Below are 17,088 nucleotides of genomic sequence, written 5' to 3'. Positions count from 1 at the left end.
GGGATTCCCGCCCGCACGGCATCCCGTTCACCGCCTCCGAAGGGAACGCATGTCCACGCTGCTCTACGCGCTCGGCCGATGGGCGACCCGGGCGAAGACGCTCGTCCTCATGCTCTGGATCGCCGTGCTCGCCCTGCTCGGCGCGGGCGCCCTCTTCCTCGGCCAGGGCGCGAACGCCCCGATCACCATCCCCGGCACCGAATCGCAGGATGCGATCACGGAGCTCGGCCGCACCTTCCCCGAAGTGAGCGGCACCAGCGCGACCATCATCGTGGTCGCGGCCGATGGCGACCGCGTCGACGAACAGCCGTACCGCGCCGCCATCGAGGACGCCGCGACCGGGCTCGAAGACGTGCAGGGCGTCACCGCCGTGCAGACCCCCTTCGCCGAGCTCGCGAGCGGCGGCCTCGCCGAAGACGGCAGCGCCGCGCTCATCACGGTGCAGATCGCGGGCGAGATGACGAGCGTCTCGGACACCACGACCCGGGCCATCGAGCAGGCGAGCGACGACATCGCGGCGCAGCTGCCCGAGGCGGCGCAGACGTCGTACGGCGGCGAGATGTTCTCGGCCGCGGTGCCCGGGCTCAGCCCCACCGAGGCCGTCGGCGTCGTCGTCGCGTTCGTCGTGCTGATCCTCACCCTCGGCTCGCTCATCGCCGCCGGCATGCCGCTCATCATCGCCATGCTCGGCGTCGGCGTCTCGATCGCCGGCCTCTTCTTCGTGACCGCCTTCGTCGAACTCACCTCGACGACGCCGATGCTCGCCCTCATGCTCGGGCTCGCCGTCGGCATCGACTACACCCTCTTCATCGTGAGCCGGCACCAGGAGCAGCTGCGCGCCGGCCTCCCCATCGACGAATCGATCGCCCGCGCCACCGCGACGAGCGGCTCGGCCGTCGTGTTCGCCGGCCTCACCGTCATCATCGCCCTCGTCGGGCTCTCGGTCGCCGGCATCCCGTTCCTCACCTCGCTCGGCGTCGCCGCCGCGGCCGCCGTCGCGATCGCCGTGCTCATCTCGATCACGCTGACCCCCGCGATCATGGCGATGGCGGGCCAGCGCATCCTGCCGAAGCGGCAGCGGGCGGCGCTGACCGCCCCCGCCGCCGAAGTCGCTGCCGAGACCGCGGCTCATGCCCCGTCGCGCGCCGACCGCTTCTTCGCCGGCTGGGTGCGCGCGGTGACGAAGCGTCCCATCGTCACGATCGTCGCCGTGCTCGCAGTGCTCGGCTTCGCCGCCCTTCCGGCGCTGCAGCTGCGCCTCGCGCTGCCCAACGCGACCTCGCTCTCGGCCGACGACCCCGCCCGCGTCACCTACGAACTCACGGGCGAACACTTCGGCGAGGGGTACAACGGCCCGCTGCTGCTCACGGGCTCCATCATCACGAGCACCGATCCGCTCGGGCTGCTCGACGATCTGAAGCACGAGATCGAGTCGATCCCGGGCGTCGCCGATGTGCCGCTCGCCACACCCAACCGCGGCGCCGACACCGCCATCATCCAGGTCGTGCCCGACGAGGGGCCGCACGCCGCGAGCACCACCGACCTCGTGCACGAGCTGCGCGACATGCACGACGCATGGCTCGACGAGTACGGGGTGAGCCTCGCCGTCACCGGCTTCACGGCGGTCGGCATCGACGTCTCGGCGATGCTGCTGCAGGCGCTCGTGCCCTTCGGCGTCCTCGTGGTCGGCCTATCGCTGATCCTGCTCGCCATGGTCTTCCGCTCCGTGTGGGTGCCGATCAAGGCGACCCTCGGGTATCTGCTCTCGGTCGGCGCCGCATTCGGCGCGGTCGTCGCCGTGTTCCAGCTCGGCTGGTTCGCCGACCTGCTCAACGTGAGCTCGACCGGGCCCGTGCTGAGCTTCATGCCCATCATCCTCATGGGCGTGCTCTTCGGCCTCGCGATGGACTACGAGGTCTTCCTCGTCGCCCGCATCCGCGAGGAGTACGTGCACGGGGCCACCGCCTCCGAGGCGATCCAGCGCGGCTTCGTCGGCAGCGCGAAGGTCGTCACGGCCGCCGCCCTCATCATGTTCGCGGTCTTCGCCGCGTTCGTGCCCGAGGGCGACCCGTCGATCAAGGTGATCGCGCTCGGCCTCGCCGTCGGCGTCTTCGTCGACGCGTTCATCGTGCGCATGACCCTCGTGCCGGCCGTGCTCGCGCTGCTCGGCGACCGCGCCTGGTGGATGCCGCGCTGGCTCGCGAGACTGCTGCCCTCGTTCGACGTCGAAGGCGAGGGCCTCGCGCGCGAGCTCGAGCACGCCGACTGGCCGGCCGACGCCCCCGACGCCGTCATCGCCGCAGACGATCTGCGCCTGCGCGCCATCGGCGGGGTGGGCAACGCGACGGTAGCGCGGCTGCGGGTCGCCCGGGGAGAAATGCTGCTCCTGAACCCCAGGGATCCCGTAGCGCTGCCCCTCGCCCGCGCCGTCGCCGGGCGCGGCCCCATCGTAGCCGGCACCCTGAAGGTCGACGGCCTGCTCATGCCCGAGCGGTCGGCCTCGCTGCGCGCGCGCTCGGTCTGGACGAGCGGCGACGACCTGCGCGACGCGCTGCGCGACCGCCCCTCGCTCGTGCTGCTCGACCTGCGCGGCCTCGCCGAGGCACCGCTCTCGCAGGCCCGCCTCGAGTCGATGCGCTCGGCGCTCGCCGCAGGGCTCGCGATGGCGGACAGCGGCGGTCGCCGTACCGGGCTCGCCGTCGTCGTGCTCGGCGAGCGCGACCTCGCGAGTCGCCTGCTGCCCGCGGGCACGACGCTCGTGCAGCCGGAGGCGACCGCCGCTGCGGCGCCGGCCCTACTGACCGCCTCGACCGCCTCGACCGCCCCGACCGCCTCGACCGCCTCGACCGCCCCGACCCCCGAAGGAGCCGCACGATGAGCCTCGAACTGACATCGCGCCGTACCGGCCGCCGGGCCGGATGGAGCCGCGTGCTCGGGCTGGTGCTCGTGCCCCTCACCGTCGCCGGCGTGCTGCTGTGGGGGCTGTGGAACCCGCAGGACCGCCTCGACACGGTCACCGCCGCCGTCGTGAACCTCGACGAGCCCGTCGAGCTCGACGGCCAGCTCGTGCCGCTCGGCCGTCTGCTCGCGGGCGAGCTCATCGGCGCGCCCGGTGGAGCCGAGGACGCCGACAGCGAGAGCGCCGGCCGTGCCGCCGAGACCGAGAACTTCGACTGGGTGCTCACCGACGAGAGCGACGCCGCCGAGGGTCTCTCCGAGGGCCGCTACGCCACCGTCGTCACGATCCCCGACGATTTCTCCGCGGCGGCGACCTCGCTCTCGGGCGGCGACCCCGACGAGGCCCGCACGGCGACCATCGACATCGCCGAGAGCGACCGCGGCCGCCTCATCGACACCGCCCTCTCGAACATCGTCACGAGCACCGCGACGAACGTGCTCAACCGGCAGCTCGGCGAGCAGTTCGTGGGTGGCGTCTTCGTCGGCATGGGCGAGCTCAGCACCGGCATCGGCGAGGCCGCCGACGGCGCGTCGCAGCTCGCCGGCGGTGGCAGGCAGCTCGCCGACGGGGCGACCCGGCTCGCCGATGGCACCTCGCAGCTCGCCGCCGGAACGCAGGAGCTCGCGAACGGTGCGGGATCCCTGTCGAACGGCACGTCGGAGCTCGCCGGCGGCGCCTCGCAGCTCGCGAGCGGCGCCACCGGCCTCGCCGGCGGGCTCGGCGCGTTCGTGTACGGCGACGGCACCCCTGCGAACCCGGGTCTGCAGGGCTATGCCGCCGGTACGCGCGGGTTCGTGTCGGGCGACGGCAGCCCGACGAACCCCGGTCTCGTCACCTACCTCGGCGGCGTCGACCAGTACGCGAGCGGCGTCGGCGGCGCGCTCACGCAGGTGCGCGACGGGCTGCAATCGGGCGCGGGCGAGCTCATCGCCTACCGCGACGGCATCGCCGGCGGAACGATCGCTCCGCCGGCCGGCGTGGACCCGCAGGCGATGGTCGCCGCCCTCGACCAGGCCATCGCCCTCATGCAGTCGGAGGCGTCGCAGCAGCAACTCGAACAGTTGAACGGGCTGATCGATGCGAGTGGCGGCATCGCCGCGGGGGCGCGGGGTTACGCGGCCGGCGCCGAGGGCATCGCGTCGGGCGCCGAGCAGCTCGCCGGAGGCGGCGCCGCACTCGCCGCGGGGGCGAATCAGCTCGCCGGGGGCGCGACCGAGCTCTCCGGAGGCGCCGCGCAGCTCGCCGATGGGGCCTCGCAGCTGTCGGCCGGCACTTCTGAACTCGCGTCGGGCGCACCGCAGCTCGCCGACGGCGCCACTCAGCTCGCCGATGGCGCGACGCAGGCGGCGAGCGGAGCCGGCGACCTCGCGCAGGGGCTCGACGAGGCCGCCGCCGGCATCCCGGATTACACGAGCGCACAGCGCGACCGCATCGCCCAGACGGCGCTCGCACCGGTCGAGGCGAAGGGAGCGAGCTCCGAACTCTTCAACGCCTCGGGTGTGCCGCTCTTCGCCGGCATCGCGCTGTGGGCGGGCGCCCTCGCGCTGGCCCTGCTCGCGACCCCGCTCTGGAGCCGCACCCGCGACGCCGCCCGCGGCATCGGCTGGATCGCCCTGCGCAGCGCGCGCCCCGCGGCCCTGCTCGGTGCGCTGCAAGGGGCGATCGCCGGCGCCGTTCTGCCGTTCGCGCTCGGCTACGACTTCTCGCAGGGCCTGCGCTTCTTCGGCGTCGCGCTCGTCGCGGGCATCGCCTTCGCGCTCAGCGTGCAGGGGCTGTCGGCCCTGTTCGGCGGCATCGGCCGGTTCATCGCGTTCGCGCTGCTCGTGGTCGCCTTCGCGACAGGGATCGTCTCCACAGCCCCCGCCGCGCTCACGGCGATCGGCGATGCGAGCCCGGTCGGGGCGGCGCTCGGCGGGTTCCAGGCGATCGCGACGGGCGGTGCGGCAGGCGGAGCCGTCATGCTGTTGGCGCTGTGGGGGCTCGGCGGGCTCGCGCTCACCGCGTTCGCGGTCGCCCGGGCCCGCCGAGCGCGTTGATCATTGGCGGGCCGCTGCGGCCGTGTCGCGCGCTCGCTCGGATCTGAGAGCTCGTTCGGACGAATGCCAGCTGAAACGTCCGAACGAGCTGCAATCTCCGAGGGAACTCACGGCGGCGGACGAGCGGTGGACGAGCGGCGGACGAGAGCGCGGCGGCCGATGTCTACGGCCGCGCGCGACCACCCCGTGAACTCGCCGCGGATTCTGAGCCCCGATCGGTATGCTCGGGGCATGACCATGCGCGCCATCATCGTAGAAGCCGCCGGCGGGGCCGACCGCCTCGAGTACTCCGAGACCGGTGACCCGCGCCCGGGCACGGGCGAGCTCCTGGTCGAGACCGCCGCCGTCGGCCTCAACTTCATCGAGACCTATCAGCGCTCGGGCGCCTACGCGGTCGACTACCCATTCACTCCCGGCGCCGAAGCCAGCGGCACCGTCGTCGAGGTCGGAGAGGGGGTCATCGGGTTCGCAGTGGGCGACCTCGTCGCCACGGCCGAGGGGCGCGGGACATACGCCGAGCGCTTCATCGTCGCTGCGGAGAAGGCGATACGGGTGCCTGACGGCATCGAGGCCGAGGTCGCGGCGGCCCTGCCGCTGCAGGGGCTCACCGCCCACTACCTCGCGACTTCGGCCGCGAGCCCGCAGGATGGCGATACGGTGCTCGTGCACGCGGGTGCCGGCGGCGTCGGGCTGCTGCTCACCCAGCTGCTCGCCGCGCGGGGCGTGCGCGTCATCACCACCGCCTCGAACTCCGAGAAGCGCGAACTCAGCTTCGCGGCGGGCGCGAGCGAAGCCCTCGACTACGGAATGTTCTCGGAGAAGGTGCGCGCGCTGACCGGCGGCGAGGGCGTCGCGGTCGTCTACGACGGCGTCGGGCTCACCACCTTCGACGAGTCGCTGGCCTCGCTCCGCGTGCGCGGCGAGCTGGTCCTCTTCGGCGCCGCGAGCGGCCCCGTACCCCCGTTCGACCTGCAGCGCCTGGCGGCGGGCGGATCCCTGTCGGTCACACGGCCCACCATCGGCAGCTTCCTGCGCACCGCCGAGGAGCGCGCCTGGCGCTACCAGGAGCTCTTCGACGCCCTGGCGGCAGGCACGCTCGATGTGCGCATCGGTGCCCGCTTCGATCTCGCCCGCGCCGATGAGGCGCATCGCGCGCTCGAGGGGCGCGGCACGGCCGGCAAGGTGGTGCTCGTTCCGTAACGAGGCGAGCAGATCATGGACCTCCAGGGAACGAGCGCGCTCGTCACGGGTGCGGCGTCCGGTCTCGGGGCGGCGGTCGCCCGCGCACTCGCCGATCAGGGCGTCGCGGTACTCGGCCTCGACCTGGCCGCGGCGATCGACAGCGTCGAGAACGCTCCCGCGGGTGTGCGCTACGCCGCCGTCGACGTCACGGAGGAGCACCTGGTCGAGGAGGCCGTCGCATCGCTCGTACCGGGGCCGCCGCTGCGACTGGCCGTGAACTGCGCAGGGATCGCCCCCGCACGTCGCCTGCTGTCCTCGCGCGGCGTGCACGACCTCGCGACCTTCAGGCGCACGCTCGACATCAACCTGATCGGCACCTTCAATGTGATGCGGCTGGCGAGCGCGCGCATGGCCGATCAGCCTCCGGTCGACGACGACGGTCAGCGCGGGCTCATCGTGAACACGGCATCTGTCGCCGCCTACGAAGGGCAGAGCGGCCAGGTGGCGTATGCCGCGTCGAAGGGCGGCGTCGTGGCGATGGGGCTCGCAGCGGCGCGCGACCTCGCCCGGCACGGCATCCGCGTCAACACCATCGCTCCGGGCGTCGTGGCGACCCCGATGCTGGGCGCTCTGAACGACGAGACGGTCCGGTCGCTCGAGGCGGCGGTGCCGTTCCCCTCGCGCCTTGCACGGCCCGACGAGTTCGCGAAACTCGTGCTCATGCTCGCCGAGCAGGACTACGTGAACGGCGAGACGGTGCGCCTCGACGGTGCGCTGCGCATGGGGCCGCAGTAGCGACCGGCGATCACGGCACCGCGCCTCGCTGTGCTCCGTTCGCTGCGGCTGTGGCCGCACCGTGCCGTGGCCTCAACGCTTCGCGTTGCTGCTCACGGCACCGCGCCTCGCTATGCTCCGTGCGCTGCGGCTGTGGCCGCACCGTGCCGTGGCCTCAACGCTTCGCGTTGCTGCTCACGGCACGCGGCGGATCCACTCCTCGGTCGAGAACTTCTGCTCGACGAGGCGCTCGGCGGCATCCCACTCGCCTTCGGTGACCGAGCCCATCACGCCGCCGTGGCGCTGTGTGAAGACCTCGATGAGCTTCTCGATGATCGCCTCCCGGCTGAGACCGGTCTGGCTGCGCAGCGGGTCGACGCGCTTCTGCGCGCTCGCGGTGCCCTTGTCCGAGAGTTTCTCGCGGCCGATGCGCAGCACCTGCGCCATCACCTCCGTGTCCATGTCGTAGGCCATGGTGACGTGGTGCAGCACCGCTCCCGAGCCGAGGCGCTTCTGCGCGGCACCGCCGATCTTGCCGTGCGGGCTGGTGATGTCGTTGAGCGGCTTGTACTGGGCGTCGATGCCGAGCGCCTGCAGCGCTTCGAGCACCCACTCGTCGAGGTACGCGTACGAGTCGGCGAAGCTCATGCCGCGCACGAGCTCGCCCGGCACGTAGAGGGCGTAGGTGATGCAGCCCTGCGGCTCCATGTACATCGCGCCACCGCCCGAGATTCGGCGCACGATCCGGGCGTCGTGCGCGGCGGCCTGCTCCTCGTCGACCTCGTTCTTGACCGACTGGAAGCTGCCGATGAAGACGGCGGGCTCGGTCCACTCCCAGATGCGCATGGTCGGGCCGCGCAGCCCCTCGCCGACTGCGGCGGTGAGCACCTCGTCGAGGGCGGCGTTGAGGCGGGGAGCGACGGGCGGTTCGTGCACGATCTGCCAGTCGTAGTCGCGCCAGTGCGCGGCACCCGTGACGGCGCGGCGGATCGCGACGCCGACCGATTCGGGCGTGAACCCGAGCAGGTGCACCTCGCTCGGCAGTGCCGACTGGATGGCGGTGCCGAACTCCTCGATCGTGTTGTTCGGGCTGAGCCCCACGACGGCGGCGTCGATGCAGCCGAGCGCGTCGTCGGGTTCGAGGAAGAAGTCGCCCGAGAGCCTGAAATCGTCGATCTTGCCGTCGACGAGCTCGAAATCGACGACGACCAGCTTGCCGCCGGGAACCTTGTACTCACCGTGCATGCTCATGCACACAGAATACGCCAAGCGATGCGCGGCGGGCAGCGGCGCCAGTACTTCGGCTCTCACCCGAACTTCGGAGCGAAACCCCGGAAAATCTCCGAAATACGGGTGAGAGCCGAAGTTCGGGTGGGCCGGGCCGCTGCGGATGCGCCGACAGGCCGCCAGGCAGGCGCCTACGCGACGCGCTCGAGCATCCAGGTCGTGATGTCGGCGAACACCTCATCGCGGACGGTCTCGTTGATCAGCTCGTGGCGAGCGTCCGGATAGATCTTCAGCGAGACGTCGCGCACTCCGCGCGCCCGGTAGGCGTCGGCGAGCAGCTGCAGTCCGTCGCCGCGGCTCAGCGGGTCGTCGGAGCCCGAGACGATGAGGATTGGCACCTCCGGCGCGAGGCCCGCGCCGGGCTTGCCGTAGAGGCGCAGCCCGTCGGCGACCCCGAAGTGCTTCAGCACGTCGCCCGCGAAGCAGAGCGGATCGGCGATGAACGCTTCGGCGGTCGCAGGGTCGCGGCTCAGCCACTCGAAGCCGTTCGCGGCCGGGCCCGCCCAGCGCGCGTTGAGCGGGCCGCTCTCGAGATGCTTGAAGGTGCGGTAGGCGCTGCCCGACAGCACGACGGCGTCCCAGGCGCGCGGGTGCTCGTTCAGCAGCCGCTGGGTCATGAGCGACCCCCACGAGTGGCCGAACATGATCACGGGGAGGCCCGGGTGGCGATCCCTGACGATGCCCGTGAGCTGCAGGATCGCGGCCTCGGTCGCGCGCAGACCGCCGGGGCCGAGCCTGCCGAGCTTCGCCAGGTCGCCGCCGTGCTGCCTGCGGCCGGTCTCGCCGTGCCCGCGGTGGTCGTCGGCGTAGACGGCGAAGCCCGCCGCGGCGAGCGCTTCGGCGAAGGCGGTGTAGCGCTTCGCGTGCTCGCCGATGCCGTGCGCGATCTGCACGACGCCCACGGGCTCCGCGGGCTCCCACCGGTAGGCGACGATGTCGACGCCCTCGGCGTCGGTGGTGACGAACTCTTCGCGCTCGGTGCTCATGCCCTCATTCTGCCGTTCGCGGCTGGGCGGCGCCAGGGCGGGCGGCGGTGCGGCACCGGGCTCTCGCCCGGGCTCGCGAGCGACCGGTCGTCGGGCTATTTCTGCTTGACGCTCGGCATATCGCCGACGCCCCAGCCGTAGGCGAGCTTGTGCGCCTTCAGTACGAAGAACGACTCGGTGTGCACGACGCCGGGAATCTTCTGCAGCGTGCCGAACATGAGGTCGGTGTAGTGCTCGATGTCGCGGCAGACGACCTCGACCATGACGTCGAAGCTGCCGCTGGTGAGTACCACGTAGCTCGTCTCGGGCAGTTCGGTGAGGGCCTCGCAGACCTGTGGGGCGAGGCCCGCGTCGCAGGTGATGCCGATCAGCGCGAGCCGGTCGAAGCCGATGTTCAGCGGGTTCGCGATGCCGACGATCTGGAAGAGCCCGCTGTCCTGCAGGCGCTGCACCCGGTAGCGCACGGAGGAGGCGGACATGTCGAGCTCCTGGGCGAGCACGCTGAACGGCGTACGGCCGTCGATCTGGAGGGCGGCGATCAGCTTGCGGTCGATCTCGTCGAGATCGATGTGCGCGACGGCCTGTTCGCGGTCGTTCAAGGGCGGCTCCTTCGCTCTTCGTTGAGCCCCATTCTAGGGAGGAAAGAAGCGGGGCCCCGCACGTCGTGCAGGGCCCCGCCGGGTACGTCGACCTGCGATTACTCGCCGAGGTGGATCACGCTGGTGCGCAGATCGGTCATGTCGTACAGGGTGTGGACGCCGCCGATGCGGCCCCAGCCGGTGCCCTTGCCGCCGGCGCCGCCGAACGGCATGTTGATGTCCCACCAGCCGTTCGACTCGTTGAGCAGCACCTGGCCGGTCTCGAGCTCGTCGAGGAAGCGGAAACCGCGGTCGAGATCGCGGGTGAACACGGCCGACTGCAGACCGAGCGAGTCGGCGTTGGCGATGCGCAGTGCGTCGTCGTCGTCCTGTGCGGTGAGGATCGGCAGCACGGGGCCGAACGACTCCTCGCGCGACAGCAGCGACTCTTCGCTGACGCCGTCGACGATGGTGAAGTCGTAGTAGAGGTTCGTCGCGTGGCCTTCGGCGCGACCGCCGCCGAGCAGCACGTCGAAGCCGAGCTTCCGGGCCTCCGCCATGTGGCGGTCCATCTTCGCGGCGACGCCCTCGTTGTTCAGCGGGCCGAGGTTGACCGACTCGTCGAACGGGTTGCCGATCTTGACGGTCTTCGAGTACTCGAGGGCGGCCTCGAGGAAGGCGTCGTGGGCGGCGCGGTGCACGATGACGCGCTCGGTCGCGCAGCAGACCTGGCCGGCGCAGTAGAACGCCGAGTCGACCGCGGCCTTGGCGGCGCGCTGCATGTTCGCGTCTTCGAGCACGACGACGGGGCCGTTGCCCGAGCACTCCATGACCGAGCGCTTGAGGCCGGCGGTCGCCTGGATCTTCGCGCCGGTCGCCGACGAGCCGATGAAGCCGATGGCGTGGATGCCGGGGTGCGCGACGAGCTTCGAGCCGAAGTCGCCCTCGCCCGGGAGGATGTTGACGAGGCCCTCGGGGAGGCCGGCCTCGGCGAGGTACTCCATCGCCTTCAGCACGGTGAGCGAGGTGTGGGTCGGCGGCTTCACGACGAGCGCGTTGCCGGTCGCGAGGCCCGGGGCCGCGAACTCGGTGAACATGAGCAGCGGGAAGTTCCAGGGCGTGATGATGGCCCAGGTGCCGACCGCTTCGCGGCGGGTGAACATGCGCTTCTGCGGGTCGGTCGAGGGGATCGTCTCGCCGTTCAGGCGCAGCGCGTCCTCGGCGTGCAGGTGGAAGAGCTGCGCGGCCTCGGTGATGTCGGCGCGGGACTCCGTGAGGGGCTTGCCCTGCTCGAGCGTCTGCAGCAGTGCGAGCTCTTCGATGTGCTGGCCGAGCGTATCGCCGATGCGGTGGCAGATCTCGGCGCGCTTCGCGACGCCGATGCGGCGCCAGTCGCGCTGGGCGCGGTTCGCGGCTGCGACGGCGCGGTCGAGGTCGTCGCTCGTCGGGACGGGGAGCGACGCGATGTGCTCGCCGGTCGCCGGGCTGACGATATCGAAGCGCTCGCTGCCGGTGCCGTCGGTGTAGGCGCCGTCGATAAAGAGCTGAGTCGTCGGGGTGGGAATCGAGTGCGTCGCTGACATGTCGCGCGTCTCCTGTCTTCGTTGACCTTCTGTGGGGTGTCCATCTCTGGGTGATGCCACCATAACCCGATTGCTGCTGAATTGACAACATTAATGGTGATTTTGTAGCTGATGTAATAGCATTCGTGGAGTCAACCTTGTTGAATCTGCAATTTATCGGCGTCAGTCGTTGCGAATTCCGCTAACCCGGTGCGAAGCGCGGACGCCTCCATCGGTGGAGACGAAGCGGGCTCGGCCCGCGGCAGCACCGAAGCGCAGAGCGGATCAGCAGTAGTTCCGAAGGAGAACCGCAGTGCAGCAGCGACCGACGCTTTTTGAGACAGCCGAGAAGAAGGCGGATTTCGGCAGGGCCGAAGCGGCTCTCGCTGACGCGAAGCGGGTGCCGTTCTGGCTCGACGACCTCGGCCACCCCGCCGACGCACCGGCGCTCGAACGGAGCACGGAGACCGACCTGCTCGTCGTCGGCGGCGGCTACGCGGGCCTGTGGACGGCCCTGCGCTCGAAGGAGCGCTACCCCGACCGCGACGTCGTCGTGATCGAGGCGGAGCGCGTCGCGTGGGCGGCGTCGGGCCGCAACGGCGGCTTCTGCGAGCCGAGCCTCACGCACGGCCGCTCGAACGCCGACATCCACCTCCCGAAGGAGAAGGAACTGCTCGAGCGGCTCGGCGAGGAGAACCTCGAGGGCCTCCTCGAGACGATCGAGCGCTACGGCATCGACTGCGACATCCGCCCGCACGGCGTCATCAAGCTCGCGACCGAGCCCCACCAGGTGCAGAGCCTCCAGAAGCTCGCCGCCTCCGATAGCACCGTGAAGATGCTCGAGGGCGACGCGCTGCAGGAGCAGGTGCGCACCCCGGCCGCGCTCGCGGGCGGCTGGGCGACCGCCGAGGGCGTCGTGCTGAATCCCGTCGCGCTCGCGCGCGGCCTCTACGACGCCTGCGTGAAGCTCGGCGTGCGCGTCTACGAGCACACCCCCGCGACCGACATCGAAGAGATCGGCGCCGGCCGCGGCGTCATCGTCTCGACCCCGCGCGTGCGTATCACGGCGCGCCACGTCGCCCTCGCGACGAACGGCTTCACACCGCTCCTGCGCCGCAACCGCCTGCACACCGTGCCGGTCTACGACTACGCGATCGTCACCGAACCGCTCACCGCCGAGCAGCGCGAGAGCCTCGGCTGGCAGCTCGAGCAGGGCCTCACGACGATGAACAGCCGCTTCCACTACTTCCGCCTGCTCACCGACGCCGAGGGCCGCACGCGCATCCTCTTCGGCGGCTACGACGCGCTCTACCACTTCGGCCGCAAGATCAAGCCGCAGTACGACGTCAGCGAGCCGACGTTCCGCAGGCTCGTCGTGCACCTCGAGACGGTCTTCCCGCAGCTGACAGGCATCAAGGTCACGCACGCCTGGGGCGGGATGATCGACACCTGCAGCCGGTTCTTCTCGTTCTTCACCCGCGCCTACCACGGCCAGGTCGTGTCGGTGCTCGGCTTCACGGGCCTCGGCGTCGCGGCGACGCGCTTCGCGGGCGACGTGATGCTCGACCTCTTGAACGGCGTCGACAACGAGCGCACCCGCTCGAAGCTCGTGCGCTCGCAGCCGATCCCGTTCCCGCCCGAGCCCTTCGTCTGGCCTGCGATCACGTTCACCTCGCTGATGATGGCCCGCGCCGATCGCCGGGGCGGCAAGCAGGGGCTGTGGCTGTGGCTGCTCGGCAAGCTCAAGATGGGCTTCGATTCGTGATCTCGCGCGGCGCTCGTGCCAATCTGTTCCTCGGATGCGCGATCGTCGCCGAAGTGATCGCGACGGTGAGCCTGAAGGCGGTCATGCACGCGCCGTGGCTCGTGATCGTGGTGGGCGCGGGCTACGCCGCTGCGTTCTGGCTCCTCGCGCTGACGCTGCGCAACGGCAAGGGGATCGGCGTCGCCTACGGCATCTGGGGCGCCTCGGGCGTCGTGCTGACCGCGCTCGCGTCGTGGGCGCTCTTCGACGAGCGCATCACGCCGCTCATGGGCGCGGGCTTCGCGCTCATCGCAGCTGGCGTCATCGTGGTCGAAGTCGGCTCGGAGGTGCATCAGCGCCGGCTCAGCCGGCCCGGCCGGGGCATCCCGACGTGATCGGGGCGTATCTCGCGCTCGGCGGCGCGATCGGCGTCGAGGTCGCCGCGACCCTGGCGCTCAGGCACTCCGACGGGTTCCGCAAGCGCCGCTGGATCGCGCCCGTCATCGCGGGCTACGTCCTCTCGTACGCGCTGCTCTTCGTGTCGCTCTCGCACGGCATGCCGCTCGGCGTCGCCTACGGCATCTGGGCGGCGTGCGGCGTCGCGCTCACGGCGCTCCTCGCGCGGAAGCTCTTCGAGGAGCCGCTGACCCTGCTGATGGGCATCGGCATCGCGCTCATGATCAGCGGGGTCGTGCTCGTCGAACTCGGCTGACATCGGTCTCGCCGATCCCTGCAGGGATCCCTGACGACGCGCGCGAGCGCACAACGCAGCGGGCCCCGCCGGTCGAAACCGACGGGGCCCGCTGCGTGCTGTCGCGCCGCCTACGCCTGCGTGGCGACGGCCGCCGCGTTCGCGGTGCTGCGGCGGGTGTCCTTGCCGAACATCGGGATGATGAAGTTCAAGAGCAGCGTGGCCACGACCATGGCGATGAAGCCGGATGTGTACTCGCTGGTCGCATCCTTCACCGCGCCCATGACGTACGGGTAGACGAAGCCGCCGACGATGAAGCCGATGCCGAGCACGAAGCCGTTGACCGCGCCGGCCTTGCCCGCGGGCACCGAGTCGGCGGCGAGCGCCAGCGCGACCGGCATGCCCGTGTAGACGCCGAGGCCGACGACGGGCAGCAGGATGGCGACGAGCGCGTAGTTGCCGCTCGCGAGGAAGGTGGTGAGCAGCGCCATCGAGACGGTCATCACGCCGCCGGCCGCGATGATGAGCGCCTTGCGGCGGTTCATGCGGTCCGAGATCAGGCCGAAGAGGATCGACGGGATGATGCCGAAGATCACGTAGAGCGACGCGAGCAGACCGGCGAGGGTCGGGTTCCAGCCCGCCTCCTCGATGAGGATCGTGGGCATCCAGACCGCGACGATCGCGAAGATGCCCCACTCGCCGATGAAGAAGAGCGACGCGACGAGTACGTTGCGGCTGAAGAGCCAGCTGAGCGTCGAGCGGCCGGAGTCATCGGCCTCGACTGCGACGGCGGGCTCGTCGACCGGCGCATCCTTCAGGAAGACGGCGGCGATGACGAAGACGACCGCGAGGAAGACGCCGCCGATGACGGAGCCGGTGCGCCAGCCGAACGCGGTGAGCACGATGGCGAAGGCGTAGAGCGAGAGGTACGAGCCGATGCCGTCGGAGGTGAACATGACGCCGAGCGCGATACCGCTCTTGCGCTCGCGCTCGAACCAGTTGATGGCCATCGTGTACGGGCCGACGAACAGCAGGCCGACGCCGAGACCGCTGATGGCGCGGCCGAGCATGAGCAGGGTGTAGTCGGGGGCCCAAGCGAACATCAGCTGGCCGACGAGGGCCGCGATGATGCCGATGAGGATGATCTTCTTGATGCCCACGCGGTCGCCGATGACACCGGCGAAGGGCAGGATCAGGCCGCCGACGAGCGCCGTGATCGAGCCGAGCAGACCTGCCTGGGCGTTGGAGAGCGTGAATTCGTCGAGGATGTCGAGCAGGCTGACGCTCCAGCCGATGTACGGGATGAAGCATGCGATGAGGACCAGGTAGGACAGTCCCAGCATCACCCACTTCGTCGAGGGGTTCGTGGATTGCATGTGCACGTAACTTTCTGTCTCAGCGCCGAGAGGCCATCGCTCGCATTCACGTCGTAGTGCATGCTCGAGTCGACGGCAAAACCGCAGTGAACTTTGTGGTTTACGCAAAAAGATACACGCATTTGTGATTGATTGCTAGCGATATGCCGCAGGGCCTTGCGCATTGCGCGAATCATCGTCGCCGATTTCTGCGCCGGGCGCCCGGATACACTCGGGAGCATGACCGATCTCGTCGTGACACTTCCGACCGACCCCGGCCTGCGCGAGAGCCTGGCGCATGTGGAAGGCGTCGTCTTCGAGACCTGGGATCTCGAGGGGCCGCCGCCCGTCGACCGAGCGGACATCGTGGTGCCGGCGTATTGGGGCGGAGCGCGCCGACTCGCGCGCCTCGCAGAGCTCGACGTGCGCCTGGTGCAGTGGCAGTCGATCGGGTACAACGGCGTCGAGCGCTACCTGCCCGAGGGGCTGCCGTTCGCGAATGCCGCCACGGTGCACGAGACGTCGACCGCCGAGCTCGCTCTCGCACTGACGCTCGCCTCGCAGCGCGGCCTCGCGGAGTTCGTGCGCGCTGGCGACGCGGGCAGCTGGCAGCTGCGGTCGTTCCCGAGTCTCGCCGACCGCCGTGTGCTGATCGTCGGCTACGGCGGCGTCGGCAAAGCGATCGAGGCGCGCCTCGCCGGCTTCGAGGCCTCGGTCTCCCGGCTCGCCCGCACCGCGCGCGACGAGCAGAACCTCGCGGGCGATACGGTGCACGTGCACGGCTTCGCCGAGCTGCACGAGCGGCTGGCCGAGGCCGACATCGTCGTCCTCGGCGTCCCGCTGACCGACGATACGCGCCACCTCATCGACGCGGCGGCGCTCGCCGCCCTGCCCGACGGCGCGCTCGTCGTGAACGTCGCGCGCGGCCCGGTCGTCGACACCGAGGCGCTGATGGTCGAGCTGAACCGGGGTCGCCTGCGCGCGGCGCTCGACGTGACCGACCCCGAGCCGCTGCCGGCGGAGCATCCGCTCTGGTCGTGCCCGGGCACGATCATCACGCCGCACGTCGGCGGCGACTCGTCGGCGATGCTGCCGCGCATGTCGGCCCTCATCGAGCGCCAGATCGAGGCGCTGCGCGAAGGGCGCGCGCCCGAGAACATCATGCTCGGCGGCTGAGGGGGTATCGCACCGCAGCTCGGCGGCGCCCGTTGCGCGCTGCTGTTCCGCCATCATTGATGCCGATCCGGTACCGAGGTACCATTCTGGTATGGCTATGACGGTGCGACTCCCCGAAGAACTCGACGCGCAGCTCGAGGCGGTGGCCCGCGCCCGGCACACCTCGAAGCACGCGCTCATCATCGAGGCCGCGAGCCGCTTCCTCACGCAGGAGGCGAAGACGGAGCTTGCCGTCAACATCGCCGCGGAAGTGGCGGAGGAATACTCCGAACTCCTGGCTATGCTCGAGGACGCGTAGATGCTGTATCTCGAGCTTCCGCAGGCACTGGGTGTCGCGCAAAGTCTCGGGTTCCACGTGCGCGACCGTGGGCTGCTCGCCTCGGCCCTGGCGCGACCGGCAGCATCGATGTTCGGCGAAGACGCATATGAATCGCTCGAGTTGAAAGCGGCGGCGATGTTCTCCTCGCTCGCACAGAACCACGCGCTCTTCGACGGGAACAAGCGTTTCTCCTGGATCATGACGGCGACCTTCCTCGCGATGAACAGATACAAGCTCACCATGGCGAACGACGAGGCCTTCGACTTCGTGCTCGCCGTCGCCCAGTCGAAGCTCGAGCTCGACGAGATCGCGGCGGTCATCGCCGCGCACGTGACGCCCACCCCGTGAACCGGCGCCCGAGCCGACCGGATCCGCGAGTCTCGGCGATCCCTGTATATCTCGACGGGCCGCGCGTGCACCGCGAGTAGACTGGAGACTC

At 70.5% G+C, this 17,088-nt stretch carries 15 protein-coding genes; 10 read left to right on the top strand and 5 right to left on the bottom strand.

The window, feature by feature from the left end:
* Positions 1–49 precede the first annotated feature (49 nt).
* From ACUYTF_RS03995 to ACUYTF_RS03980, 4 genes are all read left to right on the top strand, one after another.
* Entirely contained in the window at positions 50–2,878 is a 2,829-nt protein-coding gene (locus ACUYTF_RS03995) for an MMPL family transporter (protein ID WP_434143002.1), read from the top strand.
* Positions 2,875–4,995, top strand: coding sequence for a YhgE/Pip domain-containing protein (locus ACUYTF_RS03990; RefSeq protein WP_434143003.1), 2,121 nt, complete (start codon positions 2,875–2,877; stop codon positions 4,993–4,995). The genes ACUYTF_RS03995 and ACUYTF_RS03990 overlap by 4 nt, the downstream gene beginning before the upstream one ends.
* A gap of 237 nt (positions 4,996–5,232) precedes the next feature.
* A complete protein-coding gene (locus ACUYTF_RS03985) occupies positions 5,233–6,195 on the top strand; it encodes a zinc-binding dehydrogenase (RefSeq protein ID WP_434143203.1) in 963 nt (320 codons plus the stop codon).
* A 15-nt stretch (positions 6,196–6,210) separates the two neighbouring features.
* A complete protein-coding gene (locus ACUYTF_RS03980) occupies positions 6,211–6,972 on the top strand; it encodes an SDR family oxidoreductase (RefSeq protein ID WP_449279348.1) in 762 nt (253 codons plus the stop codon).
* A gap of 174 nt (positions 6,973–7,146) precedes the next feature.
* Here ACUYTF_RS03980 and ACUYTF_RS03975 read toward each other — a convergent pair whose 3' ends face one another.
* The 4 genes from ACUYTF_RS03975 to ACUYTF_RS03960 all read right to left on the bottom strand — a co-directional run bounded on the left by ACUYTF_RS03975 (position 7,147) and on the right by ACUYTF_RS03960 (position 11,385).
* A complete protein-coding gene (locus ACUYTF_RS03975) occupies positions 7,147–8,196 on the bottom strand; it encodes a lipoyl protein ligase domain-containing protein (protein WP_434143204.1) in 1,050 nt (349 codons plus the stop codon).
* A 173-nt stretch (positions 8,197–8,369) separates the two neighbouring features.
* Positions 8,370–9,224 (bottom strand): alpha/beta fold hydrolase, encoded by an 855-nt coding sequence (locus ACUYTF_RS03970; protein ID WP_434143005.1) that lies wholly within the window; start codon positions 9,222–9,224, stop codon positions 8,370–8,372.
* 95 nt (positions 9,225–9,319) lie between these two features.
* A complete protein-coding gene (locus ACUYTF_RS03965) occupies positions 9,320–9,823 on the bottom strand; it encodes an Lrp/AsnC ligand binding domain-containing protein (RefSeq protein ID WP_434143006.1) in 504 nt (167 codons plus the stop codon).
* 98 nt (positions 9,824–9,921) lie between these two features.
* A complete protein-coding gene (locus tag ACUYTF_RS03960) occupies positions 9,922–11,385 on the bottom strand; it encodes an aldehyde dehydrogenase family protein (protein ID WP_434143007.1) in 1,464 nt (487 codons plus the stop codon).
* 292 nt (positions 11,386–11,677) lie between these two features.
* On the opposite strand from ACUYTF_RS03960, the gene ACUYTF_RS03955 reads away from it, so the two are divergent.
* Genes ACUYTF_RS03955 through ACUYTF_RS03945 form a run of 3 tightly spaced genes read left to right on the top strand, consistent with a single transcriptional unit; the run spans position 11,678 to position 13,820 of the window.
* Positions 11,678–13,129 (top strand): FAD-dependent oxidoreductase, encoded by a 1,452-nt coding sequence (locus tag ACUYTF_RS03955; RefSeq protein ID WP_434143008.1) that lies wholly within the window; start codon positions 11,678–11,680, stop codon positions 13,127–13,129.
* Entirely contained in the window at positions 13,126–13,503 is a 378-nt protein-coding gene (locus ACUYTF_RS03950; protein WP_434143009.1) for an SMR family transporter, read from the top strand. The genes ACUYTF_RS03955 and ACUYTF_RS03950 overlap by 4 nt, the downstream gene beginning before the upstream one ends.
* Positions 13,500–13,820, top strand: a complete 321-nt coding sequence (locus ACUYTF_RS03945) for an SMR family transporter (RefSeq protein WP_434143010.1) — start codon at positions 13,500–13,502, stop codon at positions 13,818–13,820. Before ACUYTF_RS03950 ends, ACUYTF_RS03945 begins: the two co-directional genes overlap by 4 nt.
* 110 nt (positions 13,821–13,930) lie before the next feature.
* On the opposite strand, the gene ACUYTF_RS03940 is transcribed toward ACUYTF_RS03945, so the two are convergent.
* Positions 13,931–15,175, bottom strand: a complete 1,245-nt coding sequence (locus tag ACUYTF_RS03940) for an MFS transporter (protein WP_434143011.1) — start codon at positions 15,173–15,175, stop codon at positions 13,931–13,933.
* Positions 15,176–15,394: 219 nt separating this feature from the next.
* On the opposite strand from ACUYTF_RS03940, the gene ACUYTF_RS03935 reads away from it, so the two are divergent.
* From ACUYTF_RS03935 to ACUYTF_RS03925, 3 genes are all read left to right on the top strand, one after another.
* Positions 15,395–16,330 (top strand): NAD(P)-dependent oxidoreductase, encoded by a 936-nt coding sequence (locus ACUYTF_RS03935; RefSeq protein ID WP_434143012.1) that lies wholly within the window; start codon positions 15,395–15,397, stop codon positions 16,328–16,330.
* 91 nt (positions 16,331–16,421) lie between these two features.
* The gene (locus ACUYTF_RS03930) at positions 16,422–16,628 is read left to right on the top strand and encodes a ribbon-helix-helix protein, CopG family (protein ID WP_434143013.1); all 207 of its coding nucleotides are present in this window, start codon (positions 16,422–16,424) and stop codon (positions 16,626–16,628) included.
* Positions 16,629–16,997, top strand: a complete 369-nt coding sequence (locus ACUYTF_RS03925) for a type II toxin-antitoxin system death-on-curing family toxin (protein ID WP_434143014.1) — start codon at positions 16,629–16,631, stop codon at positions 16,995–16,997.
* The last annotated feature ends 91 nt before the right edge of the window (positions 16,998–17,088 follow it).

The organism is Leucobacter sp. GX0328 (assembly GCF_053567315.1).
This window is presented reverse-complemented; position numbering and strand designations above follow the sequence as displayed.

Bases quoted from the DNA above. Each gene is read 5' to 3' on its own strand.
- ACUYTF_RS03985 (WP_434143203.1), top strand. From the start codon at position 5,233: ATGCGCGCCATCATCGTAGAAGCCGCCGGCGGGGCCGACCGCCTCGAG.
- ACUYTF_RS03960 (WP_434143007.1), bottom strand. From the start codon at position 11,385: ATGTCAGCGACGCACTCGATTCCCACCCCGACGACTCAGCTCTTTATC.
- ACUYTF_RS03975 (WP_434143204.1), bottom strand. From the start codon at position 8,196: ATGCACGGTGAGTACAAGGTTCCCGGCGGCAAGCTGGTCGTCGTCGAT.
- ACUYTF_RS03930 (WP_434143013.1), top strand. From the start codon at position 16,422: ATGGCTATGACGGTGCGACTCCCCGAAGAACTCGACGCGCAGCTCGAG.
- ACUYTF_RS03970 (WP_434143005.1), bottom strand. From the start codon at position 9,224: ATGAGCACCGAGCGCGAAGAGTTCGTCACCACCGACGCCGAGGGCGTC.
- ACUYTF_RS03935 (WP_434143012.1), top strand. From the start codon at position 15,395: ATGACCGATCTCGTCGTGACACTTCCGACCGACCCCGGCCTGCGCGAG.
- ACUYTF_RS03925 (WP_434143014.1), top strand. From the start codon at position 16,629: ATGCTGTATCTCGAGCTTCCGCAGGCACTGGGTGTCGCGCAAAGTCTC.
- ACUYTF_RS03995 (WP_434143002.1), top strand. From the start codon at position 50: ATGTCCACGCTGCTCTACGCGCTCGGCCGATGGGCGACCCGGGCGAAG.
- ACUYTF_RS03940 (WP_434143011.1), bottom strand. From the start codon at position 15,175: ATGCAATCCACGAACCCCTCGACGAAGTGGGTGATGCTGGGACTGTCC.
- ACUYTF_RS03990 (WP_434143003.1), top strand. From the start codon at position 2,875: ATGAGCCTCGAACTGACATCGCGCCGTACCGGCCGCCGGGCCGGATGG.
- ACUYTF_RS03980 (WP_449279348.1), top strand. From the start codon at position 6,211: ATGGACCTCCAGGGAACGAGCGCGCTCGTCACGGGTGCGGCGTCCGGT.